The 23,233-nt window shown below is 57.4% G+C and carries 17 protein-coding genes and 3 pseudogenes; 2 read left to right on the top strand and 18 right to left on the bottom strand.

Annotation, left to right across the window (positions count from 1 at the left end; translation table 11 throughout):
• Window positions 1–4 precede the first annotated feature (4 nt).
• Both NLX71_RS08370 and NLX71_RS08365 read right to left on the bottom strand, forming a co-directional pair.
• Window positions 5–289 (bottom strand): hypothetical protein, encoded by a 285-nt coding sequence (locus NLX71_RS08370; RefSeq protein WP_254363132.1) that lies wholly within the window; start codon window positions 287–289, stop codon window positions 5–7.
• A 25-nt stretch (window positions 290–314) separates the two neighbouring features.
• Complete coding sequence (locus tag NLX71_RS08365) at window positions 315–818, bottom strand: GNAT family N-acetyltransferase (RefSeq protein ID WP_254363131.1); 504 nt, start codon at window positions 816–818, stop codon at window positions 315–317.
• 110 nt (window positions 819–928) lie between these two features.
• On the opposite strand from NLX71_RS08365, the pseudogene NLX71_RS08360 reads away from it, so the two are divergent.
• A pseudogene (locus NLX71_RS08360) lies at window positions 929–1,317 on the top strand (MerR family transcriptional regulator).
• Between the two features lie 108 nt (window positions 1,318–1,425).
• On the opposite strand, the gene NLX71_RS08355 reads toward NLX71_RS08360, so the two are convergent.
• Entirely contained in the window at window positions 1,426–2,532 is a 1,107-nt protein-coding gene (locus tag NLX71_RS08355) for a transposase (RefSeq protein WP_254363158.1), read from the bottom strand.
• A 28-nt stretch (window positions 2,533–2,560) separates the two neighbouring features.
• Window positions 2,561–2,836 (bottom strand): annotated as a pseudogene (tnpA, locus tag NLX71_RS08350) (IS200/IS605 family transposase); the annotation flags it as partial.
• A gap of 168 nt (window positions 2,837–3,004) precedes the next feature.
• Between tnpA and trxA the strand changes: the two are divergent.
• Window positions 3,005–3,319: pseudogene (trxA, locus tag NLX71_RS08345) on the top strand (thioredoxin); the annotation flags it as partial.
• Window positions 3,320–3,505: 186 nt separating this feature from the next.
• On the opposite strand, the gene NLX71_RS08340 reads toward trxA, so the two are convergent.
• The 14 genes from NLX71_RS08340 to NLX71_RS08275 all read right to left on the bottom strand — a co-directional run bounded on the left by NLX71_RS08340 (window position 3,506) and on the right by NLX71_RS08275 (window position 23,163).
• Window positions 3,506–6,637, bottom strand: coding sequence for a glycoside hydrolase family 2 TIM barrel-domain containing protein (locus tag NLX71_RS08340; protein WP_254363129.1), 3,132 nt, complete (start codon window positions 6,635–6,637; stop codon window positions 3,506–3,508).
• A 104-nt stretch (window positions 6,638–6,741) separates the two neighbouring features.
• Entirely contained in the window at window positions 6,742–7,551 is an 810-nt protein-coding gene (locus tag NLX71_RS08335) for a carbohydrate ABC transporter permease (RefSeq protein ID WP_254363128.1), read from the bottom strand.
• A 25-nt stretch (window positions 7,552–7,576) separates the two neighbouring features.
• On the bottom strand, window positions 7,577–8,539 hold the full coding sequence (locus NLX71_RS08330) for a carbohydrate ABC transporter permease (RefSeq protein WP_254363127.1): 963 nt from the start codon (window positions 8,537–8,539) through the stop codon (window positions 7,577–7,579).
• Window positions 8,540–8,574: 35 nt separating this feature from the next.
• Window positions 8,575–9,858 carry an ABC transporter substrate-binding protein gene (locus NLX71_RS08325; protein ID WP_254363126.1) on the bottom strand — a complete coding sequence of 428 codons (1,284 nt, stop codon included), beginning with the start codon at window positions 9,856–9,858 and terminating at the stop codon, window positions 8,575–8,577.
• A gap of 165 nt (window positions 9,859–10,023) precedes the next feature.
• The gene (locus NLX71_RS08320; RefSeq protein ID WP_254363125.1) at window positions 10,024–11,214 is read right to left on the bottom strand and encodes a response regulator transcription factor; all 1,191 of its coding nucleotides are present in this window, start codon (window positions 11,212–11,214) and stop codon (window positions 10,024–10,026) included.
• Entirely contained in the window at window positions 11,211–13,064 is a 1,854-nt protein-coding gene (locus tag NLX71_RS08315; RefSeq protein WP_254363156.1) for a sensor histidine kinase, read from the bottom strand. The genes NLX71_RS08320 and NLX71_RS08315 overlap by 4 nt, the downstream gene beginning before the upstream one ends.
• Before the next feature lie 43 nt (window positions 13,065–13,107).
• Window positions 13,108–14,706, bottom strand: coding sequence for an aminomethyl-transferring glycine dehydrogenase subunit GcvPB (gcvPB, locus tag NLX71_RS08310; protein WP_254363124.1), 1,599 nt, complete (start codon window positions 14,704–14,706; stop codon window positions 13,108–13,110).
• Window positions 14,707–14,740: 34 nt separating this feature from the next.
• A complete protein-coding gene (gene gcvPA, locus NLX71_RS08305) occupies window positions 14,741–16,132 on the bottom strand; it encodes an aminomethyl-transferring glycine dehydrogenase subunit GcvPA (protein ID WP_254363123.1) in 1,392 nt (463 codons plus the stop codon).
• Between the two features lie 23 nt (window positions 16,133–16,155).
• Window positions 16,156–16,938, bottom strand: a complete 783-nt coding sequence (locus NLX71_RS08300; protein WP_254363122.1) for an SDR family NAD(P)-dependent oxidoreductase — start codon at window positions 16,936–16,938, stop codon at window positions 16,156–16,158.
• A 45-nt stretch (window positions 16,939–16,983) separates the two neighbouring features.
• Entirely contained in the window at window positions 16,984–18,678 is a 1,695-nt protein-coding gene (locus NLX71_RS08295; protein WP_254363121.1) for an amylo-alpha-1,6-glucosidase, read from the bottom strand.
• A gap of 289 nt (window positions 18,679–18,967) precedes the next feature.
• On the bottom strand, window positions 18,968–19,741 hold the full coding sequence (locus NLX71_RS08290; RefSeq protein ID WP_254363120.1) for a DeoR/GlpR family DNA-binding transcription regulator: 774 nt from the start codon (window positions 19,739–19,741) through the stop codon (window positions 18,968–18,970).
• Window positions 19,742–19,886: 145 nt separating this feature from the next.
• Complete coding sequence (locus NLX71_RS08285; protein WP_254363119.1) at window positions 19,887–20,972, bottom strand: CapA family protein; 1,086 nt, start codon at window positions 20,970–20,972, stop codon at window positions 19,887–19,889.
• 86 nt (window positions 20,973–21,058) lie between these two features.
• Window positions 21,059–22,018, bottom strand: coding sequence for an NAD(P)-dependent oxidoreductase (locus NLX71_RS08280; protein WP_254363118.1), 960 nt, complete (start codon window positions 22,016–22,018; stop codon window positions 21,059–21,061).
• Window positions 22,015–23,163, bottom strand: a complete 1,149-nt coding sequence (locus tag NLX71_RS08275) for an aminotransferase class I/II-fold pyridoxal phosphate-dependent enzyme (RefSeq protein ID WP_254363117.1) — start codon at window positions 23,161–23,163, stop codon at window positions 22,015–22,017. The genes NLX71_RS08280 and NLX71_RS08275 overlap by 4 nt, the downstream gene beginning before the upstream one ends.
• Window positions 23,164–23,233: the final 70 nt, after the last annotated feature.

The raw sequence follows: 23,233 nt of genomic DNA, 5'->3' as shown, positions 1-23,233 counted from the left end.
GAAGCTATGACCGGCTCCGTCGATTGACCCATCTCTGCCGCAGGGGCTGCAGAACGAAGGCGTACAAGGCGGCGCTGCCGGTGAACGTCAGCACGTAAAGCCATACGGACGGGCTCGACATCACCCCGAAGGAAACCTGCGACTCCATCCCTTGCTTGCTTGAATAAGCGTCGACGATCTTGGGCACATACCACATGGTGAGAAGCATCCCCGAAACGACTTGCACGATACCATATAGAATGTGAACTGCCGCTGCGAACAAAAAGGCGTTTCTTATCGTTTTAACCATCCGTTTCTCTCCTTGAATCCGTCGTCTATAATTTGCATGCCATCGAGTATTCGTCGAACGACTGATCACCGATTTTCAACGCGTTCGGTTCCGTGCCGAAGATTTCGAATCCGGCCGAACGGTACAATCGGACCGCCGGTTCGTTGACGGTCACCACGGACAAATTAACCTGCTCCAACCCGTCCAGCGAACGTGCCTCCTCCAGCACATGCCGAAGCAGCGCTTTGGCGATCCCTTTCCCCTGATGGGCGCTATCCACATACACTCCCCACAGCATGCCTTTATGAGCCAGATTGCGCGAAGACTCCCGTTGAAAGCCGATCATGCCCATCAGCTCGTTGTTCTCTCCGAACGCTCCCAGCAAAAATTGGTCCGCCGTATTCGGAAAACGGCGGCGAACCTCGTCCATTCCGGTAAGCGACGCGTCCTCGTAGTTCGATCCGAACGATTCCGGATGCTCTTTCAATGATTTTAACCGCAAGCTCCAAAATGCCTCCACGTCTTGAGGCTCCAATTTACGCAGTATCATGACTTACCCTCACTTTTTATATATATGTAAAAAAACGATTGACTCTGACATTAATGTCACGGTCTATACTAGAACTACGATCCGCAATCCATCTGAAGGAGGGATGTGCTCTGAAAATCGGCGAGCTGTCCAAGGCGACCGGAGCCAGCATCCGATCGCTCCGCTATTATGAGAAGCAAGGGCTAATCGCACCGCTCCGCACCGAAAGCGGCTACCGGGAATATCACAAATTTGCCGTGGAGCAGTCAAAACGATCCGGTTGTATCTGAATCTGGGCTTGACTACCGAGCAAATTGCCGGTTTTCTGCACTGCGTGCTCTTGAACAAAGAAGCGTTCTGCAACGAGATATTGCCCGTTTACCAGCAGAAGCTGAAGGAAATCGACGAGCAAATCCAGACGCTGGTCCGGATCAGGTACAATCTGGAGGAGCGCATACAATCTATTGTATCGGAACAAACCGATAACAAATCCATGGGGGGAACGAACAATGAGTCGTGAACTACCCGCCACCTACGCTTCGCTTAGAGGTGGGGGCTTCTAAGGTAATCGTACCCAGCAGTACGAAATTGACTTAGCTATCGAGCCTGTTCCATGCTCTATATATGATTATGCTAACAATCGCAATCCTTCACGCTTGATATTGATCGAAGCATTCCAGTCTCGATCTGCTACAAAACCACATTCGCAGTGGAATGTACGCTCAGAAAGTGATAGAGACTCCTTCACTTGACCGCAACTTGAACAAGTTTTGGATGAGGGAAACCACTTATCTATTTTGATAAGCCTTTTCCCTTGTTCCTCTAACTTGTATTGGAGAAATGTCGTGAACATGCCCCATGCATTATCGGCAACGCTTTTGCCAAAATGAAGGGCTTGTGACATTCCCTTCATGTTGAGATCTTCGATAACCACACAATCATACCGTTTCGCTAATCTGTGTGATTCCTTATGTAGAAAGTCTTTTCTTTGATTTGCTATTCTTTCGTGCAGTTTTGCAACGTTCAATCGCTGCTTATGCCAACGGTTAGAACCTTTCTTTCTGCGTGATAGAATACGCTGTTCCTTCGCTAATTTTTCCAAGGCTCGACGATAGAAATGAGGGGAATTGGCTGTCTTCCCCTCTTCACTTTCAACAAATAAGCCATTCATGGAAAAATCCAAGCCAATAACAGCTTGTACTTCTTTTAGTACAGGTTGATGTTCGTATTCGGTGAGGATCGAAATGTAGTATTTTCCTGTTTTTGTTCGAGAAACCGTACAAGATTTGATGATATGATGTGACGGAATTTCTCGATGCTGCTTCATTTTTACAAGTTTCAATTTCGGTAATTTGATACAGCCATCCAAGAGCATGATGTTTCCGTTGACCACGTTCGTTGTATAGGACTGCTTTGCTTTACGGCTTTTGAACTTCGGAAATTCAGCACGTCTGGAAAAGAAGTTTTGGTATGCCTTTTGCAGATGGAGCTGAGCGTTTGCTAACGCAAGGCTATCTACTTCCTTTAGCCAAGGATGCTCACTCTTGTATTTTGCAGGTGTAGGTAACTTTTGTTTCTTCAACGCATCTGGATCATCCTTGAATTGCTCGTAGGTTTCCTTTCGTTCAGCCAACATTTTGTTGTACACAAAACGAACGCAACCGAAGGTTTTTGCAAGCAGTTGTTCTTGTTGAGCCGTTGGGTACAATCGGAACTTATAGGCCTTGTTTGCTATGTCGAATCACTTCACTTCATCCCTTGTGGAAACTCTTTTTTATCAGCCTCGAGCTTGCACTTTTATAAGCATTGATGAATTTTGACAATTCGGTGTTCGGGCGTGCTTTGAACAAAATATGCACATGGTCCATATCATGATTCCATTCGACTAAGGATATATTATAGTTTTCACCTAATCGAACAAACATTTCTTTCGCATAGTCAGATATGGTATCATCCATCACTTTTCTACGATATTTCACAACCAAAACAAGATGATAATACAAAGAGAACACCGAATGATTATTGTTGTCTAACCTCATTGATATAACAACCTTTTTTTATCTAAGACTGATTATATCTCATCATAGAAAATATGGCAACAAAAAAAGACTTTAGGCTTTGCCTACCGAAATTCATCTCCCACTTTCATCAAGCTTCGCAAGATTTAGAAGTGGGAGACTTCTTTCGGAGGGAAAGTTAAAACAAGCAACGATGCCGAATTTTCCGAGGATATCCGCCAATCTGAATTGACGCTGGTCGATTTTACCGCCGCGTGGTGCCCGCCGTGCAAAAGGCTGAACCCGCTGCTGGAGGAGCTCGGGCAAGAGCTGGGAGAGCGCGTGACGATTCTAAAGGTGGATGTCGACGCTTCGCCGCACATTGCGGCCCGATTCGGGGTGATGTCGATGCCGACGGTCATCCTGCTCAAGGATGGCGAGCCTGTTGAAAGGCTGGTCGGCTTGAGGCCGAAAGAGACCTACCGTAGCTTGATTGCCAAGTATTCGGCTATAGCCGCCCACTAATCAGTTAGGCACCAGTCGTACACCGCCACCCGTTCTTCTTGTTCATCGTACCATATTTTGGCGCATGGTGGAATTCCCGTGCTGTGCTGGATGTGAAGTAACGGCGAAACGCAAACCCGCTTGAATCGACGTCGGGAGACGGTCGTATTTCAAGCGGGTTTGATGCTTGACACGCTTCGATCTCGCTTAGCGCACTTCTCCCGCACGCAGACGTCTGGCGGTTACCTCAAGCGCTGCGCCCTGTTCGTTGACCGGCATCAGCCGGACCGCGAACGTAAATTCGTGCGGCTTCAGCCGGTATGGCGGAAGCTGTCCCTGCCCGCAGCTGGCGCTCCCAAGGCCATTGTGCCGGTAATCGAGGTGCACGGTAATGAAATCCCGTTTGACCAAATCGGTCGTATGCTTCGCTTGCTCGATATCTTCCGGCGTATGCCAGTGTGCGCCGAAATCGAATTGCGGTATCCCGGCAACCAGCAGCCCCGAGCCGTCGCCGCTCAGAAAAGCGGCCCACCGGACGTCCGAGCGGTTGCCGTTCTCTTGAGGGTATACGTACGGGAACGCCAGCCCGTCGACGGAGCAGTCATACCTGCCGAACCGGGCCGCCTGCTTGCTGTCCGGGTACGATTCCCCCGGTCCCCGGCCGTACCAGACGACGCGGTCGTGGTCGCCCGGCAGTTCCATCCGCAACCCGATGCGCGGAAGCATCTCCGGCTGCTTGCCGTACGGCGTTCCCTGGACCCGAAGCTCGACAAGGCCGCTGCCGTGGACCGTATACGTCCATACGGATTCATAGCCCCAGTCGTACACGGGCGGAGCCGTGCGTATACGGCGGGTGCATCGCACCGTACTGGAGTCGAGCCGCTCCCAAGCGAACGAACGGGCGTCGTCACGCGCCAAATGAAGGCACGCCTTGCGCCAATCGGCCACGACATACATGTCGTTGTCGATCGGCGGTCGCCATAGCGTAAGCGCGGGGCTTCGGCGGAGCAGCGGACGGCCCGCGCCGGTCCACGAGCGGATATCGCCGCGCACGAGGTCGAAGCTGAGCGCGAAGTCCGTGCCGCGCAGGACAAGCTCGCCCGAGCGCTCTTCCGCGAGCAGCGGGGGCGGCGCAGGCGCAGCAGCTGGAAGGGCGTGCGGCCCGGCCGCCCAGCCCGGCAGCTCAAGCTGCGCCCAGGCCACTTCGTGGCCGTACGTCGCCCAGCTTGTGTCGAAGGCGAGCACGAAGCGCAGCTCAAGCCGGTACTCCGCGCCGGGCAGCAGGCGCGACGGTCTTTGCAGCGGAAGCGTAATTGACGCTGTGCCGCCCGGCGGCACGTCCGGCAGCGGCTTGCTGCCGCTCGCAAGCGGAGCGCCGTCTGCCGAGACGGTCCATACGAGGTGCAGGTGGCTTAGGTTGAGGAAATCGTATCGGTTCCGGAGCGTGACCGTTCCTTGTTCGGCATCGAACGCTTCCACGGTCACCGGCTCGGTGATCTTTTTGTACTCCAACAGTCCGGGCGAAGGGGTACGGTCCGGCGTGACCAGCCCGTCGATGACGAAGTTGCCGTTGTTCGGCTCGTCGCCGTAATCGCCTCCGTAGGCGTAATACGTCCGCCCGTCCGCCGTTCTGCGGCTAAGACCGTGGTCGACCCACTCCCACACAAAGCCGCCGGCGAGCCGGGGATAGGTGCGGAACGCTTCCTCATATTCGAGCAGCCCGCCGGGACCGTTGCCCATCGCATGCGCGTATTCGCACAGCACATACGGCTTCTCCTCGTTCTCGCGCTGCCCGAAGCCGATCATTTTCTCCACGGTCGAATACATCGTGCTGAATACGTCGCATAGCTTTGCCTCGCGGTCGCCTTCGTAATGAATGAGCCGCGTCGGATCGGCGCTGCGGCACCAGGCGGCCATCGCCTCATGATTGCAGCCGAAGCCGGATTCGTTGCCAAGCGACCAGAACAAGATGCTCGGATGATTTTTGTCCCGCTCGACCATCCGGCGTATCCGCTCGACATAAGCTTTCTCCCATGCGGGATCGTTGCTCAGCCGGTCGGCGTCCCCTACAAGCTCGAAGCCGTGCGTCTCCAGGTCGGTCTCGTCCATCACATACAGCCCGTACCGGTCGCACAGGTCGTAAAACCGCGGATCGTTCGGGTAATGCGCCGTCCGAACCGCGTTGATATTGTGCCGTTTCATCAGGACGACGTCCTGCTCCATCGTCTCCACCGTGACCGCCCGGCCACGCTCTGGATGATGATCGTGGCGGTTCACGCCGCGCAGCCGGATCGGCTTCCCGTTGACGAGCAGCCTGCCGCCCCGTACTTCCACCCGGCGAAAGCCGACGCGCGTCGGCACGACTTCGATCGTGTCGCCGTCCGCCGTCTTGAGCGTGAGCAGCAGGTCGTACAAAGCCGGCGTTTCCGCCGTCCACGGGCAGACGTCGCTTAGCTGCGCCCGGAAGTGCGCCAACGCTTCATTGCCTTCATCGCCTTCATCGCTCCAACCGTCTACAAGGCAAACGCCGGAAGCGGCTTCTTTCCCTTGTTCCCCGTCCGTCAGCCGCCACTCCAGCACGACGTTTCCCGTCATCGTCCGCTCCTTAGCCACCTGCGCCCGTACATGGAACAATCCGGTGCGGACGTCTGCGTCCAGATCGGCGACGACCACGTAATCTTTTATATACGTCTTCGGCTGAGCAACTAAAGCGACATCGCGAAAAATACCGCTCAGCCACCACATATCCTGATCCTCCAAATAGCTGCCGTCCGACCATTGATATACCTGCACCGCCAGCACATTCTCGCCCTCGCGCACAAACGGGGCAATCGCGAACTCCGACGGCAAGCGGCTGCCTTGACTGTAGCCGACATAGCTGCCGTTCAGCCAGACGTGAAAAGCGCTGTCCACGCCTTGAAACTGCAAGAACACGTTCCGGGACAGCCAGCCCTCCGGCAGCGTAAACGTCCGCCGGTACGTCCCGGTCGGGTTATCCGCGGGCACCTCGGGCGGACAGACCGGGAACGGATAGTACAAATCCGTATAATGCGGCGCGCCGTATCCGTGAAGCTGCCAGTGGCTCGGCACGACGAGCCGATCCCAGCCGCTATCGTCGAATTCCGGCATGTAGAACGAGGCCGGAGCCTCCTCGGGGCGTCCGGCGTAATGAAACGCCCACTCGCCGTTCAGCAGCATGAACCGGTCCGAGCTGCCCCGATCGTACGTCAGCGCCGACTCCGCTGCGCCGTACGGAACGAACGAGGCGCGGGCGGGCAGCCGATTCCGCTCTAGCACGCTCAAATTTTGCCAATCCTGTCTTGCCAGATGGTCACTCATGATAAACCTCCTAATAAACATATCTCATCACTCTGTTTTAGTGATGTTGTGCGGCAAAGAATGGGGTTGTTGCCTTCGCTGCCGCATCACCCGCCGTCGTCCCGCTATTTAATCCCCGTCTGTGCAATCCCTTCCACGATGTATCGCTGCGCGCCGAAAAATACGAGCAGCGGCGGCAGGCAGATGATTGACGTCACCGCCATCACGGACGTCATATCGACGCCGTGTATCCCTTTGAACTGGGCGAGCCCCAGCGTCAGCGTATATTTGCTGGAGTCGTTCAGGAAAATCAGCGGCCCAAGGTAATCGTTCCACGTATCGAGCATGTTGAACACGCTCACGAGAATCAAAGCAGGCAGCATCAGCGGGACGATCACACGGATGAAAATACCGAAATCACTGGCCCCATCGATCTTCGCCGCCTCCTCCAGCTCCGTCGGAATCGTCATAATAAATTGCCGCAGCAGGAAAATATAGAAGGCCGAGCCGAACCAGGCCGGGACGATCAAAGGCTTGAGCGTATTGATCCAACCGAGAAAGTTGAATTCCATATACAGCGGAATCATCGTCACGTCCCACGGGATCATCATCGTCGCCAGCACGATCAGAAACAGCGCGTCGCGTCCCGGGAACCGGTAACGCGCAAAGCCGTACGCCACCAGCGAGGAGGAAATCAGCTGCCCGATATTGCACAGAATCGTCACGGTCAACGAATTTTGCAAAAACGTATTAAACGGCTGAATCGTCCATGCTTTGACGAAGTTGCCCCACTGAATCTCCGACGGAATCCATTTGGGCGGGTACATGTAGATTTCGTCCGGTCCTTTCACGGCCGTCGTCACGAGCCAGAAGAACGGCATCAGAAACAGCAGCGAGAACAAGATGAGCAGCGTATACGTTAGCGTTTTTTTCATCTCCGGTCCCTCCTCCCCAGCATCTTTAAGCGGCTTTCCGCCGCGGCTTGCCCGCCCGTTTTGCCTTCACTTCGCCCTCGTAATACACCCACATGCCGGTCGAGCGGAAGACGAGCATCGTCAGCGTCAAGATGATCAGGAACATGATCCACGCATTCGCTGCGGCATAGCCCATATGAAAATACTTAAAAGCATTTTCATAAACGTACATAGCGTAAAAATACGTCGAGTTCGACGGTCCCCCGCCGGTCAGCGTCAACGCCAGCGTCAGCTGCTGGAACGCGCCGATGATCGAGGTGACGAGATTGAACAGCAGCGTCGGGCTGAGCATGGGCAGCGTGATCCGGAAAAATCGGGTGAACACGCCTGCCCCATCGATCGAGGCTGCCTCATACAGATCGCCCGGGATGTTCTTGAGCCCGGCCAAAAAGATCAGCATCATCGAGCCCTGCGCCCACAGGCTCGCGCCGACCATGGCCGCCAGCGCCCAGCCCGGCTCCCGCAGCCAATCCGGTCCGGCAATGCCGACAAGCGACAAAAAGTAATTCAGAATGCCGTACTCCCCGCTGTATACCCACGCCCAAATCATCGCAAGCGCGACGCCGGAGATGACGGATGGCAAATAAAAGATCGTGCGGAATATGCCGCTGCCCCGCACTTTTTGATTCAGCAGCAAGGCGAGCAGCAGCGCTACCGATAAATTCAGCGGCACAAAGATCGCGGCGAATTTGAGCGTAACGCCGAGCGAATCCCAGAAAAGCGGGTCGTCGGTGAACATCCGGGTATAATTTTGCAACCCGACAAACGTACGCTCTCCGGCAATCGGCCAGTCGTACAAGCTGATCACCAGCGAGAACAGCAGCGGCCCCAGCGTGAAGGAAACGAAACCGATCATCCAAGGAAGGACGAAGAGGTAAGGCGTAAGCCAGCCTCTTCGTTTCAGTCGGATGCCCGGCCTGGCAGCCTGTCGAACGGCGGTCGTATCCATAGGTCCATCCTTCTTCCGTTTTTCGCCTGACGGCTTTATTTGAAAAATTTCTCCGAGTCCTTGACGGCCTTGTCAAGCGAATCCTTCCCATTCTGACCGAGCATCATCGTACTGATCGCCGACCTGAGGTTGCGGTTCACTTCGTTCCATTTCGGATTCAGCAGGAACGCCGGCGTGTCGTCGCAAGTCTCCAGCATTTTGTAGAACGATTGGTAGAGCGGGTCTTGGTCGAGCTTTTTCTCAGCTACGACGCTTTTGCGCACCGGCAGGTCGGAGGTCCGCAGCTTAATTGCCTCGTCGGACGCGTAATACTTGACGAATTCCCAAGCCAGCTCTTTGTTCTTGGACGATTTGGAGATAGATACCGCCGATTCGGAGATGACGCCCTTGAGCTTCTTGCCCGGAAAGGCCGGCATAATGACCGTGCCGACGTCGATTTTGGCCTCCTTGAAGCCGCCCAGCGGCCATACGCCGCTTTCCCACATGGCGATTTTGCCCGCTTTGAAGATGTCGTCTCCGGACTGCTGGTTTTTGCCGCCGACAATGACGGCCGTTTTGTCCTTGACCAAGCTGCCGAACAGTTGCAGCACTTCGGCCGTTTCTTTACCGTTCATGAACCCTTCGATCGACTTGCCGTCCGGGCTGATAAAGCTGCCGCCGTTGCTCCAGATCACCCCCTGCAGGTCGTACGGATCGTTCTCCGCCCGGACGCCAAAGCCGTACTGCTTCTTGGCGGGATTCGTCAGCTTCTTGGCCGTTTCCTTGAAGTCGTCCCACGTCCAGCCCGCTTTCGGATAAGGTACGTTCGCCTCGTTGAACAGCTTCTTGTTATAGTACATAACGCGGGTCGTAAACCCGGCAGGCATGCCGTATGTCTTGCCGCCGATCTTCACGTAGTTGAACAGTCCGGGATAAAAGTCGTCCGGCTTCAACCCGGCATCGGCGGACATCATCGCATCCAGCGGTTCGAGGTTCTGGGAGTAGGTCGGAAAATCCCACATGTACATCACGTCAGGCGCATTGTTCGCTCCGATCGAAGCGGCCAGCTTCTGGTCGAAGCCGTCCCCGTACGCCTCCACCTGCACCTTGACGCCGGGGTGCTTCGCTTCGAATTGGCGCGCAATCGTCTCCTGGATTTTGAGCAGATCGCCCGTATCCCACGTCGCAAAACGCAGCGTCACCTGCTTGGCCGGATCGGACGATGGCGTCTGCGCCCCCGCTGAGCCGTTTTGAGGCTCGCTTGGCGGCTTGCTGCACCCGGCGGCCATGATTGAAACGGACAATATCGCTGCCGCAACAAGAAGCATCCTTCGTTTCATTTCGAATTCCCCCTGAACGTCTGTTAGTTAACCGCTTACATGCTTATTGTAACGAGAGTAAAGCGCATACAAAACGGAGGGATGTTCGGAAAATCGTGCCTCATCGGCTGCACGAACGGCTCCTGCCAAGCAAAGGTGTCTTTTCGTTCGATGAGAGCCGTGTTTTTAGATGACGCTTCGTTCTTCACGCCGCTCACTCCGGTATTGGCTCGGCGTTTTGCCGGTGCAGCGCTTGAACCATTTGCTGAAATATTTGGCGTCGGGCATGCCGATCTTATCCGCGATCTCCTGAACGGTAATCCCTTTGGCGGCAAGCAGCTCGCAGGCAATTTTCAGCTTCGCCCGGTACGTGAACGAGACGAAGCTTTCGCCGACCGTCTTTTTGAACAGCGTGCTGAAATGGCTGCGGCTCAGCCCTACCTCATGCGCCACCACGGACACGGACAGCTGAGTATCCGTATGCCGGACGATCAACTGCACCGCTTCGGCAATCGGAGCGGGCCATTGCCCGACGCTGATGCGATACTGCTTCTCCAGCTCCATCTGCCCGCGGGCTTTGCGCACAGCGTCGATCCATGCCTCGCGTCCGGCCAGCGGCGCTTGCCGGGACCAATGCAGCTCCGGCCGCTCGGCCTTGCGCTCGCTCAGCCGGCTGTCCCATTCGCGCTGCCCGGCTTCAGGCACAAACAGCAGCAGATGCGCGTCCCCGAAGGGCAGCACCTCGCAGGGCTCGCCCGGCGCGCAGCCGCGCAGCTCGTGCTCCAACGTCCCGCCGCCGCGTTTCCCGGGCGCGGAGATCAGATACAGCGCGGTCGGCGCATTCATCCAGTTCCACGCTCCTTGAAGCAGCCGGTCCAGCTCGGCTGGAAACCGGTCGCCAACGCCGTACAGCCATTCGAGCAGCAGCCCGGAAATCGCGGGGGCGGCAAACTCGGCGGTGGTGTTCCGTGAAGCTTCTGCGCCGTCCGTGCCGAGTTCCTGACGGAAAGCGCCCAGAAATTCCTCCAGCTCCTCGTCGTTGAACGACGTCTTCAGCAAATAGCCGGAAGCGCCCAGCTTAATCCCCTGCTGCGCATATTCGAAGTCGCGGTGACAGCTCAGCAGCAATATTTTGGTCCGGGGCTCGTATGCTTTCACTTTGCGGGCGAGCTCGATTCCATCCATCTCAGGCATCACGATGTCGGTGATCACCACCTCCGGCCGGTGCTCCAGAAACGCTTCCCAGCCCCGGCTGCCATTAGGCACGTCCGCTACGACGGTCATCCCGTACTTCTCCCACGGCACCGTCGAAATCAGCCCCCGGCGGATGATGACCTCGTCGTCGGCAATCAGCACTTTAATCGGTTTGGCATTCATGCGATTCCCTCCTTGGCTTTGATCGGTAATCGGATAACGATGCAGGTCCCCGCTCCCGGCGCGGATTGAACGGATAGCCCGTAAGCTTCGCCAAAATGCAGCTTGATGCGCTCCTCCACATTGCGCAGGCCGATGCTCCGGCGTTTGCGGACGCCGTCCGGGTGCGGCTGAAGCAGCTGCTGACGCGTGAGCTCGCCCATGCCTTTTCCGTCGTCGATCATGGAGACGAGCACCTCCGCGCCGTCCGCTTCGACGCGCAGCACGATCGTCCCCTCTCCGTCCTCGAACGCGTGAAAAAACACGTTCTCCACCAGCGGTTGAAGCGTCATTCGCGGAATGTCTACGGCGGACAGATCGACTCCGGCGGCTTCGATCCGGTAAGCGAACACGCTGCCGTACCGCAGCTCCTGCAAATTCAAATAATGATCGATCACCTCAAGCTCCCGCTCCAGCGTAACGACCTCCCGGTCGACATTCAGGTTGCCGTCCAGCACGTTGGTTAAATGATAAATCATTTTGTTGACTTCGGCGGCTCCTGCCAATCTGGCCTTCCATTGAATGGAAGCGAGCGTATTGATGAGCAAGTGAGGGTTGATCTGATGGTGCAGCGCTCGGAGCTCGGCTTCTTTTTTCTGGCGTTCGGCCTGTTTCATCTCGTGAAACATCGTCCGAAGCTGCCCCACCATCCGGTTGAAGCTGTGAGCGAGCAGCCCCAGCTCGTCTTCGGTCTGCACGTCGATCCGCGTATCGAGCTTCCCGAGGCTGACGCGCCGGATCGATTCTTTCATTTTCTTGACCCGCCTGAGCAGCGGGGCCGAACACATATATGCCAGCACGAACGCCAGCACAATCGACAAGCTGACCGCAGAAAACGTAAAGGTGCGGATCAGCAGCGACGGCTTATAAAATTGCTCGTACGGCGTCCGCACCTCAATCGTCCAGTCCGTCTCGTCCGAATGCTTCGTCCAGACGACATCGTCATCCCGCTTCGCAAACGAGCCCTCCGTCTGGTAAACCGTTTTGCCCCCGCCGGTGATCGTCAGCAGTGCGCCGGTATCCTGCTCGAATTCGTGAAACATCCGCAGCAGCTTGTCAGCGTTCGTTTGTATCAAAATGCTGCTGTTCTCCAGCACCCCCATCTGATTGCGAATGCGGAACAGCAGGCCGATGACCTTCTCCCCGGGAATGCGGGCCGTATCGTTGTAATGCTTCGGCTCGTACAGGTCGAAGCGATAACCGTCGGCATCGTCACGAAACCAAGGCTCCGCCTTGAGCAGATCGAAGCGGATGATCCGTTCGCCGTAATAGTAGCCCGATTTGGTAATCAGGAAAATGCCTTTCATATCCAAAGACTTATGGGCTTTCAAATATTGCTCAAGCTGCTGCTCTTCTTGGAAGCCCTTGTACGTCGTCGGCACCTCTTCGTGCAGCACCGTAAACTTCGGGTCGAGTAAGTACGACAAAATGTCGCTGACCGTATACTTCATTTGCCCCAAGGTGGAATCGATCTGAAATTGCAGCTGCGAGGCGGAGTTTTCCCCGTAGCGGCCGAATTGTTCGTTGATCGTTCCCGACGATTTGTGATACAAAACGTATCCAAGCGTCAGCAGCGGAATCGCGGCAGCAAGCGCAATAAGCAGCATCAGCTTGGTCTGCAGGGTGGTTCGGACACCCCGCGGCAGCTTCAATCCGTTTCCAGGCAGCATGGATAGCATGGACATCCCCCGCAAGCAGTTGTTTTCGCCTTTTCGTAAGCGCTTTCCGCGTTTATTATACCACGCCCCGAAGAACGCCAGCACCAAGCGCAGGACCAGCGCCTGCCGGAAACTTACCCTTTGCGGGAGCGTCACATGAAGCAAAAAGCCGGACTCCAAGGCGGATTCCGGCTGCTGCTCACATGGTCGGGATCACCCCGGCTTTATTTTCTTGCTCACCGGCCGGGGCGGTCTTTTTGAGATAGGCCCGCCAAGTGATGCACCATTTCGCCGGGTCGTCGAAGCTCGATTCGTCGATCCGGTGCACGGTGCTGTTATGCGGGGCGCTGCGGACGATGTCCGGCTGCTCGTAGGCTTCCTTGGCGATCTGCTCCAGGGCGTTCACGTATTCGTCCAAGTCTTCCTTGGAATACGACTCGGTCGGCTCCAGCGTGAACGGCTGCGGCACGATGTACGGATGATGGCTGGTCCAGTAATGGAGGCCGAAGTCGCACATGCGGCGCTGCACGTCTTCCGTTGTAATGCCGGTTTCCCGGGTCAGCCGCTCCCAGCTATAGCGAACCTGCTCCAGCCGTCCGCCCTCCACGTACGGAGCGCTGGCGCCCGGGATTTTCAGGATGCGGCTGTACAAATAGTTGTTGTTCAGGACCGCCACCTTCGCCGCGTCCAGCAGCCCTTCCGGTCCCAGCGCGCGAATCCACGCGTACGCGCGGAGCACCGTCTGGGCTACGCCTTGGAACATGCGGACTTTGCCGATGCTTTGGGCGGGCGAATGGTTCAGCGTGTAGCGGGTTCCGTCCGTTTCGACGAGCGGGCCGGGCAGGAACGGCGCCAGCCGCTCCGTCACGCCGAGCGCTCCCGTCGCCGGACCCCCGCACATATGAGGGGCGGCAAACGTTTTGTGCAGGTTGAAAAAGCACATGTCGAAGCCCGCTTCCTTCGCCCGGGTAATGCCGAGCAGCCCGTTCGCGTTCGCTTGGTCGTAATAGCATATCCCGCCTGCGGCGTGCACAAGGTCGGTAAACTCGCGAATCCGCGGGTTGAAGATGCCCGTATCCTCCGGATTGGCTACGACAAAGCCTGCCGTTCGCTCGGAGATTGCCCCCCGCAGCGCTTCCAAATCCGGGAATCCATCTTTGTCGGGGTACAGCGTAATGATTTTATACCCCTTCACGGCGGCTGTCGCTGCTTGTGACGGGTGGGAAAATATAGTCGTTATGATTTCGTCCCGCTTGTCGCCTTCGCCGTTCGCCTCGTGGTAGGCCCGGACGATGGACGCCATCGCGAATAGCGCCTGCGTCCCGCTTCCCGGCTGGAACGTGAACCGGTCCATGCCCGAAATCTCGCGCATCGCGAGGTCCAGTCGGTGGTACACCTCCAGCATCCCCTGTACGGTCGACTCGTCTTGCAGCGGATGCAGCTCGGTTATTTTCGGATTGCGGACCAGCATTTCGTTGACCCGCGGAATGTACTTCATCGTGCAGGTGCCCTGCCCGATCTCGACGTTGAAATCCGAGCCCAGCGTCTCCTGCGACAGACGCAGGTAATGGCGCAGCACCCGGGCTTGCCCGATCTCCGGCAAAGCCGGAGCTTGACTGCGCAGCATGCCTTGCGGCACGCAAGCTTCGGCTTTACCTACAGCCTCTGCCACTTCCTCGCTGACGGACGGCGGGATGACGCCCCGCTCGCCCGGCTGGTGCAGCTCGAAAATGACGGGTTCGTCCCATTTGGCCTGATGAAATTGACGCACGTTCCGGTTTCTAGGTATCCGTTTCATAGGTATTCGCGTGGCTCCCTTCTTGCTCTCGGGCTTACAGGACCGCGTTCAGAGCGGTCGCAAGCGTGTCGATATCTTCTTTCGTATGGATTTCGGTGACACAGTAGAGCGCGCATTGGCCCCAGGCCGGAAATTCCCCGGACAAATCCTTGCCTCCGAAGATGCCGCGCTCCAGCAGCCGCTTGTTGATGTCGCTCACCGTGCGCCCCGTCCCGTTGAAATCGACGACGAACTCTTTGAACGACAACGCCTGAAACCGAATCCGCACCCCCTCCAGCTCCGCCAGCCTGCCTGCTGCATAGCGTGCCTGCTGGATGATCGTTTCGCCGACCTCGCACATGCCGTGAGGCCCCATTAAGGCCAGATAGACGCCTGCCGTGATCCCCCACAGCGCGGTCTGGGTCCCGACCGATTCCTTTCCCTTCTCGCGCCTGGCAAAAGAAGTTCGCTCATAAGCGACGTCCCCGAAGCCGTACTCGCCTTCGACCGCGGTCGGAGCAATGCCGAACAGACGGGACGGATATTCCATGACGAATTGCTCCTCGTCGCGCGTAGCGATAAAGCCCGCTTGACCGCCACCATACTGCATGCGGATACCGAGCGGCTGCAGGTCACCGCAGACGATGTCCGCGCCGTACCGGGATGGCGGCTCAAGCAGGCCGAGCGAGATCGGATCGACGCCGACGACGGAAAGCGCGCCTGCCGCATGCGCGAGCTCGGCGAGTTCACGGCCCTGCGTCTCGATATGTCCGATGTAGGACGGATTCTCGATATATACGGCGGCCGTGTCAGCCGACAGCTTCGCCTTCAGGTCGGCCATGTCGAGGAGTCCGGTGTCCGGCGCGTAATCGACGAGCACGCAGTCCATCTGTGGCGACAAATAATTGCGGATCACCCGCAGCCGCTCGGGGTGCATCGTCGCCGGAAGCAGCGCCGTACGGCGGCCGGTGATGCGGCCCGCCATCCGCAGCGCGGTGGAAGCGGCCTGCGCCCAGTCGAACGTCGGCACGTTCACGACGTCCATGTCGACCAGCTCAGCCAGCAGGCTCTGGTACTCGAACAGCGCCTGGAAGCGGCCATGGTCCTCGTAAGGCTCGCCCGCATACGCGGTGACGAACTCCGAGCGCTGGTTAATTTCGTCGCAAACGGCCGGCACGAAATGCTGCCAGCAGCCCGCTCCGAGGAAGCTGACCGTTTCCTTCGCGCTCCGGTTGCGCTCCAGCAGCCGGTCGACGTGACGCTGCAGCTCGTACTCAGACAGCGCGGGCTCCACCTTCAGCGGGCCCGCCAGTCGAAGCTCCTTCGGCACCATGCGGTACAGCTCGTCAATGTCGGAGACCCCGATTTCCTCAAGCATCGCCCGCTGGACCTCGGGCACGGTGTTAGGGATATACGGATGAGACGTTGTTTTTTTAAACGTGGCCATGCGTCGCAACTCCTCCTTTTTCGTTATGCCAGTCCTCCGCCGTCGACGACAAGCACCGAGCCGGTCACCCACGACGACATATCGCTCGCGAGAAACAGCACCGCGTTGGCGATGTCGTCCGGCGTGCCGATGCGCTTCAAGGGCCGTTCGAGCGCCGACGCCTGCACGAACGACTGCTCTTCCCGCTGGAGCTGCTTCGCTTCGTCCCGCAGCAGCGGCGTATCCGTATCTCCGGGGCAGACGCAGTTGACCCGGATTTGCTGTCCGCCGTGGTCGATCGCCATCGCCTTCGTCAGATTGACGATCCCCGCCTTGGCGGCGCAGTATGCGGCGGCCCGGTCGCCGCCCTTCAGTCCCCAGCCGGACCCGGTGTTGATGATGCTTCCTCCCCCGCCTTCGGCCATGAGCGGAACCGCGTATTTCGAGAGCAGGAAAGCGCCCTTGAGCGAAATATCGACTACCGCGTCCCATTCTACCTCCGTCATTTCAACGACGGTACGCCGCCGGATCACCCCGGCGTTATTGAACAAAATATCCAACCGGCCGTAATCCCGGCGTATCGTTTCTACCGCCGCTTCGCAATCGGCCGCAGAGGTTACGTTGCAGCCGATGAACCGGGCTGCGAGCCCTTCGCTCCGAAGCTCGTCTGCGGCCTGACCGCCGGCCTGATCGTTCACGTCGAGGATGACGATGGACGCTCCGTGCCGGGCCAGCTTCCGCACCGTGGCGAGTCCGATCCCCGAAGCGCCACCGGTGACCGCAGCGATTTTTCCATCCAATGCAAGTAATTGTTCTGTCATTTGCATCTCCCTTATTCCCCCTTATCGTCGGACAAGCGCCGTTTAAGCGGCTTACGCCCCATATTCCCGGGCCAGCAGCAGAAAGACGCTGGACGTCCACGTGAACGCCCGGTCCCGCAGCCCGCGCCCTTCGAGCGCGTCGAAGTTTTCGGCCATGCCTGCGGAAGCCGCCATCCGGCAAAAACGCCTCGCAACGTCGGCCGCGAACTGCTCCTCGCCCGCCTCCTTCAGCCCTTCCACGAGCAGCAGCATGACCGGGGCCCAGATTGGCCCCCGCCAATAGCCGTCCGGCGCATACAGCGGGCTTCTGACGCTTTCGGTGGCGAAGCCGTGCGCCGTCAGAAAGCGCCCTTCCTCGCGCAGCCCTTCGATCAGCTTGCGTAGAATCGGCTCCGGCAGCCGCTTGCTCAAAACAACAGGCAAATACAACATCAGGCTGTCGCCTTCGTCGGCTCCGGCATGCGTGCCGGACTGTACGGCCTGGAAGCGGTCGCCGCGCCAAAAATGCTCGATCATCCGCGTCAACAGCTCCTGCGACCGGCGCTCCCACCGCTCCGGCTCCCCGGCGCGTCCCAATTTGACCGCCACCGTGGCAAGCGCTTCCATTTGCAAAATAAGAAAGGCGCACAAATCGGGACTTTCCACGGGAATCGCCGCCAAAAAAACCGTGCTGTTATCCCACCCGGAGTCGTTGCCGTGGTTGTACTGCGGCACGCCGTCGCGGTCGTCGTCGCGGTAATCGAACCACCACTGCGTCCAGCGGGCCAGCGGCTCGTAAATTTCCGCAAGCCGCTCCGGCGTAACGGCCTCGGAACGGTTCATCAGCCATCGCAGCGTCCAGCCGTGGATCGGCGGCTTGCAGCAGTTCCACAGCGCATATTTATCGTTCATGAAATCCGGCAGCATCCCGCTAACGTCCTGCCTGTCAAAAAAGATCGCAAACTGGTCCCAAGCCAAATCGGGCTCGGCTGCGGCAAGCGCCATCGCATTGAAGCAGTGGTCCCAGCTCCAAATGTTCGTCATCCAGTTTTTAGACATATACATCGCGGGCCGGGGCAAGTACCCTTCGGCCTGCACGACGCAGGACCAAGTAATATAAGCGGCCAACTCCTCGGCTTCGGACCAGACCGCGGTAACGGCGGGCATCCGGCTTCGCCAAGCGGCGTACTCGCCGTCCACCTGCGCAAGCCCTTGGTCGAACGATCCGGGGCGCGGCGAACGCGGAACGGTGCGGAATTCCTCCAGCGCAAGCTCCAGCCTCCCATCGCCGTCCGGCACACCGTCGAACGCAAGGCGCTGCGCCTTTACCCCGTCCCAGCGCACATCCTCGCGAATCGATCCGGCCACAGGGGAGAGCAGGAACCGGCGCTCGCGCACGAAGCTGTTGAACTCCCAGCCCCGCTCCCCAAGCGGAAATGCATAATCGTATACGCCGGGCGCGCAGGTCAACCGCACGCCGATACCCTGCGAACGAACACGTATAAAATCCGGCTCCGGTATGCACCACTCGGCTGTCCCTTCCTTCGCTTCAAGCCGCAATAACGTCGGAGAAGCGCTGCAAGTAAAAGGAACGGCTTGGCCGCCTGCGAGCAGCTCGATTCGGAACACGGCGCCGATATCGTGATCACCGCCCCGCACAAGCCTCAAGTACAGACCGGCTTCCCTGTCGAGACGCGCCGGAAGCATCGAAAAGGCAAAATACGAACCGAAACGGCTGAACGGCACGGTATGAAGATCGAACCACATGCGGATTCCGATAGCCCCCTCGTCGTCTTGTTAACGGCTCTCTCAAACGAAAAGAGTAAGAGAGCGTTTACATGAATTATAAGTAAAATGCGTTATACGCAAAACGGCTTTCTGTTCGCTGCTTCGTGTCTGTTTGCGCGTTTTTCTGCAGGACCGTTCCGGAAGCCCGTCAGGGTGTCATTTTGTTCGCAGCGGATCGTAAGTTTATCCGATAACGAACGCTCTTATGTAGCTACAACAAAAATAGAGCAAGCCGGCCGCTCGCTCCAGGTTCCGCACGATCTTACTTTTAGTCCTCTGCAATAAGAATCTCGATGTCTTTCTCTCTCAGCTGATGAATCCAGTCGGCCGGACATTCCCTGTCGGTGATGATCATCGAAATATCTTGCAGCGCCGCAATGTTGGCGAATGTCGTTTTTCCGAATTTCGAATGATCGGCCAATACGATCGATTCCTCGGCCCGCTCGATCATTTTGCGCGAGACGCTCGCTTCGTTCAAGTCATAGTCCGTGATCCCTTCGACGAGCGAGATGCCGCCGACGGAAATGAACGCTTTGTGCACTTTGAACTGCTGAAGCATCGCTTCGGTCAGCGTCCCCCCGACGGATTGCTGATTTACGTTGACCGCCCCGCCGGCAAAAATAATCCGGCCCTTGAACAGCTCCATCGCCAAAAGCAGCACCGGCACGGAATGTGTTACGACGGTCACGTCGGACCGGTGCTGCAAATAACGGACGATCTCCATCGTCGTCGTTCCGTTGTCGATCATGATCGTTTCGCCCTCTTTGACCAACGAAGCCGCCAGCTTGCCGATGGACGTCTTGGCGTCGTTGTTCATTTTCTCCCGCTGGATGAACGGCGGCTCCCAGCTGTCCATGCGGGTTTTGACCGCACCGCCGTAAACTTTTTTGAGCAGGCCTTCCTTTTCCAGCCTGTCCAAATCCCGCCGGATCGTTTCCGGCGACACGTTCAACTGCTCGGCTAGCGCATGCACCTGCACTTTTTCGTCCTGCGTCAGCCGCCCCATAATCGTTTTTTTGCGTTCCTCGAACGTTAATGACACCGCCGCCCCGCCCTTCTTTGATTTATGCTTATTGTTGAATGTTTGTGTTGTTTATTGCTTTATGGTAACGTGCAGTTAGGGGGATGTCAAACGGTAGAACGGCCGAGCATATCGACCTGCCGGGCTATTGAACCCCGATAGCGGCTTACTTCTTTGGATTATACATGTGAAGCGTGCTGCGGTAGGCGCGTTTCATCCGGTCCAGCTGTCCGGCGAAAAAGGGTTCAGGCTGCGCGATGGCCTTCCGAAGCGGCACAATCCGGCACTTTTTTTGCTTGCCATTCCTTGCAATACACACCCATGTCGGGACGTACTCGACCCCTGCGAGCCGGACGGAACCACGGGATGCTTTGCGAATTCGAATACGGACGATCAACCCGGTTACGGTAGCATCCTTACCGTGGAGCCGGGTGGAAATAAAGTTGCCCAGCGAGTAGATCGCGAACCGGTCTCGCGTCCGGCCGTCGACGTCTTTCACCGTGCGGCACACCGCCGGTTGAAGAACATGCGGATGCGAACCAAGCACCACATCGGCGCCTTGGCGAAACAAAAACCGGACCAGCTCCTTCTGGTGAGCGGATGGACTTTGGTGATATTCGTAGCCGCAGTGCATGCACACAATAATGAAATCCGAGATGGCCCGCAACCGCTTCAGATCCTTCTTCATACTCGTACGGACAAGCTTCTTGACGCCGGCCGGCTGGTTCTTCGGAATCGGTATCCCGTTCGTGTCTCTCGTATAGGATACAATGCCGATACGGACCCCCTCGACCTTTTGAACAAAGAGCGATCGGGACTCCTGTCGGTTCCGGTACGTTCCGACATGGGCGATCCCGTTCTTGTCGAGCACTTCAAGCGTCCGTCTGAGCCCGCGGATGCCATAGTCCATGCAATGGTTATTTGCCGTAGCAAGCACATTGAAGCCGGACGCCTTCAGCGCGGAGGCGAAGGCATCCGGACAATTGAAGGACGGATTGCCGGTCTTCGGATTGCGCTTCGTCTTCGTGTAGCCGTCTTCCGGTCCCCCGGCGAAGATGGTTTCGAGATTTCCTATCGTCAGATGCGTATCCTGCAAATAACGGGCGACCGGTTCAAACGCCTGCTCGAAATTATAAAGTCCGCTTTTATTGCCGACGGAGTCACGCGGTTTGTCACCGGTACGCATCAGCCGAATCAGCAGCGGCTTCATCAAAAGATCGCCAACAGCGGCAATGATAATCTCTCGCGACATGCCATCGTCCTCACTATAGCTGGGCTGAAATTCTCTATCCACTATATGCAATACCGCCGGATCGATTCAGCCAAGACAACACGCGATCATTCGCTTTCCGGCCTCTTCGAGGTCAGAAAATCCTCATTCACGATATTCAGCGGCATTCCGCTAACATATGCTCGAATGTTACCCAGCAACTCCTTCATATTGGTTTCCCGGGCGGTGCCCGTATACCACGCCGTGCCGGGCGTAAATACGACGTTATCGAGCTTATACAAAGGATTGCCGGTCACCTGCGCCAGGTCGTCAAGGCCCGCTCCGGCGATTTTCCCGTCCTGAAGCAGGGTGAACAACGCTTCTTCGTCCACCAGACCGCCACGGCTCGTGTTGATGAGCAGGGCCGTCTTTTTCATCAAAGACAGCAGCTCCGAGGTGATCATCCCTTTCGTCTTGGCATGGAACGGCACATGCAGCGAGACGACGTCGCTTCGCCGCATCACCTCATGGATATCCGCCGTCTCCACTCCCGGGACGGCCCTTCCGGACCGGTTCGCGCCGATCACCTGCATCCTGAAGCCCCGGGCGATCCGCGCCACCGCCTGCCCGATGCGGCCTGTGCCGATCAGCCCTAACGTTCGGCCTGCCAGTTCGCCTGCGAGGAAAGGGCCATACACATGGCTCTCGCCCTGCCGGACAAGGCGGTCGGCATGAATGATTCGCCGATTGACCGCGAGCAGAAGCGCAAACACATGCTCCGCGACCGCTTGCGCTGAATACGTCGGGCAGTTCGACACCGAAATTCCTGCGGCTCCGGCCGCCTCGATATCGACCAGGTCGTATCCGGTCATGACGAGGGCGATATGCTTCAGCCTCTGCAGCTTCCCGAACGCCAATTCCCGAAGCCGCGTCCATTCCACAATCGCAATGTCCGCCTTTGACAATCGTAGAGCGGCCGTCGTTGCGTCCGGGCGGTCGTAATACACTTCAAATTCTCCGAGCTTCTCCATCTCTCGCACAAAATTGTCCGGCAGGTAGGTAGGCTGATCCAGATAGATGATTCTCATACCGAATCCATCCTGTTCGTCATCCGTGCCGATTGCAAAATGCTGCAGGCCTCGGCAAACATATCCGGGCACCGGGCAAGCGCAACCCGGATATATCGCTCCCCCTGTCCGTGGTCGTGCCAGTAGAAATGGTCCCCCGGCAAAATCCCGAGCCCCAGTCGCTGCAGGCCGTCCACCATGTCCAAGCTGCGGATGTTGGGGTCGGTGATGCGAAGCCATTCGACGCTGATCGTCGAACCCGGATTGTTCAAGACAACCCCGGAGGAGCGAATGGCTTCCCGCAGCGTCTTGCGGTTCCGGTCAATGGTTTCCCATATGACGGACTGCAATCCGTGCCGCGCGGTATCCTTCAAATATTCGATCAGCAGTCGTAGAATAAATGGCGAGACGTTCAGCAGAATATCGTTGTGAAGCTCCAGCACGTCATCGGCCAAATCTTCGCTCATCGCCAAAATGCTGCATTTCAGATCCTGGGTCGGCCATGTTTTTCCCGTATCCTCCACCATCAAATAGCTGATGTTCGACTTTTCCAGCAGCTCGTACTGATCCCATAAAGGCTTTCTTGAGAAAAATCGGAACGTGCAGTCGACGATAAGCAGCTTGCCGTATTGACCGCACAGCGCAACAAGCCGCTCCCATTCTTCCCGCGACAGCTCGAAGCCCGTCGGGTTGTTGGGAAGTGTAACGAACACCGCATCCGCCGCCAGTCCTGCGAACGTCTCTTCCATCCGGTCGAGCCTGAGTTCCTCCTCATGCAGCGGCGTCAGGGCTACGTTTCTTCTTTGCAGCAGCGTCGCCAGATTGTCGAAGCAGGGATGCAGCAGCGCGGTCGTCAACCCCCGCGAAGCCAAATAGGTCGCGATCAAATCGGTCGACAACGAAGCCGAATAACAAAACAGCGTCCGGGTAAGACCGGCGGCGGTCGGCTGTCCGGCCAAGGTGTAGAACCGACGGCGGAACTCGTCTTCCAGCTCCGCTTGCCTCGCCGCTTCCGCCTGATCAAACAAGTCGGGCAGCCGCCCGATAATTTGCCGCTGCGCTTCGGTTTGCGGCTGATGGGCATGACCGTCGGCTACGTTAAATAACTGATTGATGCCGATCGATTCATACCTCGTCAGATTCGGCATCCGCATTAATGATTTCACTCGTCTCACTCTCCCCTTGCAGAATCGAGGTCTGTCATCTTACACCATATGGGTATCCCCCTGCCGCCGG

It is taken from the genome of Paenibacillus sp. MZ04-78.2 (genome assembly GCF_024213375.1).
Lineage (GTDB): Bacteria > Bacillota > Bacilli > Paenibacillales > NBRC-103111 > Paenibacillus_G.
Note: the sequence above shows the minus strand (reverse complement) of the source record. Positions and strands in the feature narration are given on the sequence as shown.

Excerpts from the sequence above, each read along its gene's own strand:
- gcvPB (WP_254363124.1), bottom strand. The coding sequence starts at position 14,706 with ATGAAACGGATACCTAGAAACCGGAACGTGCGTCAATTTCATCAGGCC.
- NLX71_RS08335 (WP_254363128.1), bottom strand. The coding sequence starts at position 7,551 with ATGAAAAAAACGCTAACGTATACGCTGCTCATCTTGTTCTCGCTGCTG.
- NLX71_RS08330 (WP_254363127.1), bottom strand. The coding sequence starts at position 8,539 with ATGGATACGACCGCCGTTCGACAGGCTGCCAGGCCGGGCATCCGACTG.
- NLX71_RS08365 (WP_254363131.1), bottom strand. The coding sequence starts at position 818 with ATGATACTGCGTAAATTGGAGCCTCAAGACGTGGAGGCATTTTGGAGC.
- NLX71_RS08295 (WP_254363121.1), bottom strand. The coding sequence starts at position 18,678 with ATGTGGTTCGATCTTCATACCGTGCCGTTCAGCCGTTTCGGTTCGTAT.
- NLX71_RS08325 (WP_254363126.1), bottom strand. The coding sequence starts at position 9,858 with ATGAAACGAAGGATGCTTCTTGTTGCGGCAGCGATATTGTCCGTTTCA.
- NLX71_RS08280 (WP_254363118.1), bottom strand. The coding sequence starts at position 22,018 with ATGAGAATCATCTATCTGGATCAGCCTACCTACCTGCCGGACAATTTT.
- NLX71_RS08285 (WP_254363119.1), bottom strand. The coding sequence starts at position 20,972 with ATGTCGCGAGAGATTATCATTGCCGCTGTTGGCGATCTTTTGATGAAG.
- NLX71_RS08320 (WP_254363125.1), bottom strand. The coding sequence starts at position 11,214 with ATGAATGCCAAACCGATTAAAGTGCTGATTGCCGACGACGAGGTCATC.
- NLX71_RS08370 (WP_254363132.1), bottom strand. The coding sequence starts at position 289 with ATGGTTAAAACGATAAGAAACGCCTTTTTGTTCGCAGCGGCAGTTCAC.
- NLX71_RS08340 (WP_254363129.1), bottom strand. The coding sequence starts at position 6,637 with ATGAGTGACCATCTGGCAAGACAGGATTGGCAAAATTTGAGCGTGCTA.
- NLX71_RS08300 (WP_254363122.1), bottom strand. The coding sequence starts at position 16,938 with ATGCAAATGACAGAACAATTACTTGCATTGGATGGAAAAATCGCTGCG.
- gcvPA (WP_254363123.1), bottom strand. The coding sequence starts at position 16,132 with ATGGCCACGTTTAAAAAAACAACGTCTCATCCGTATATCCCTAACACC.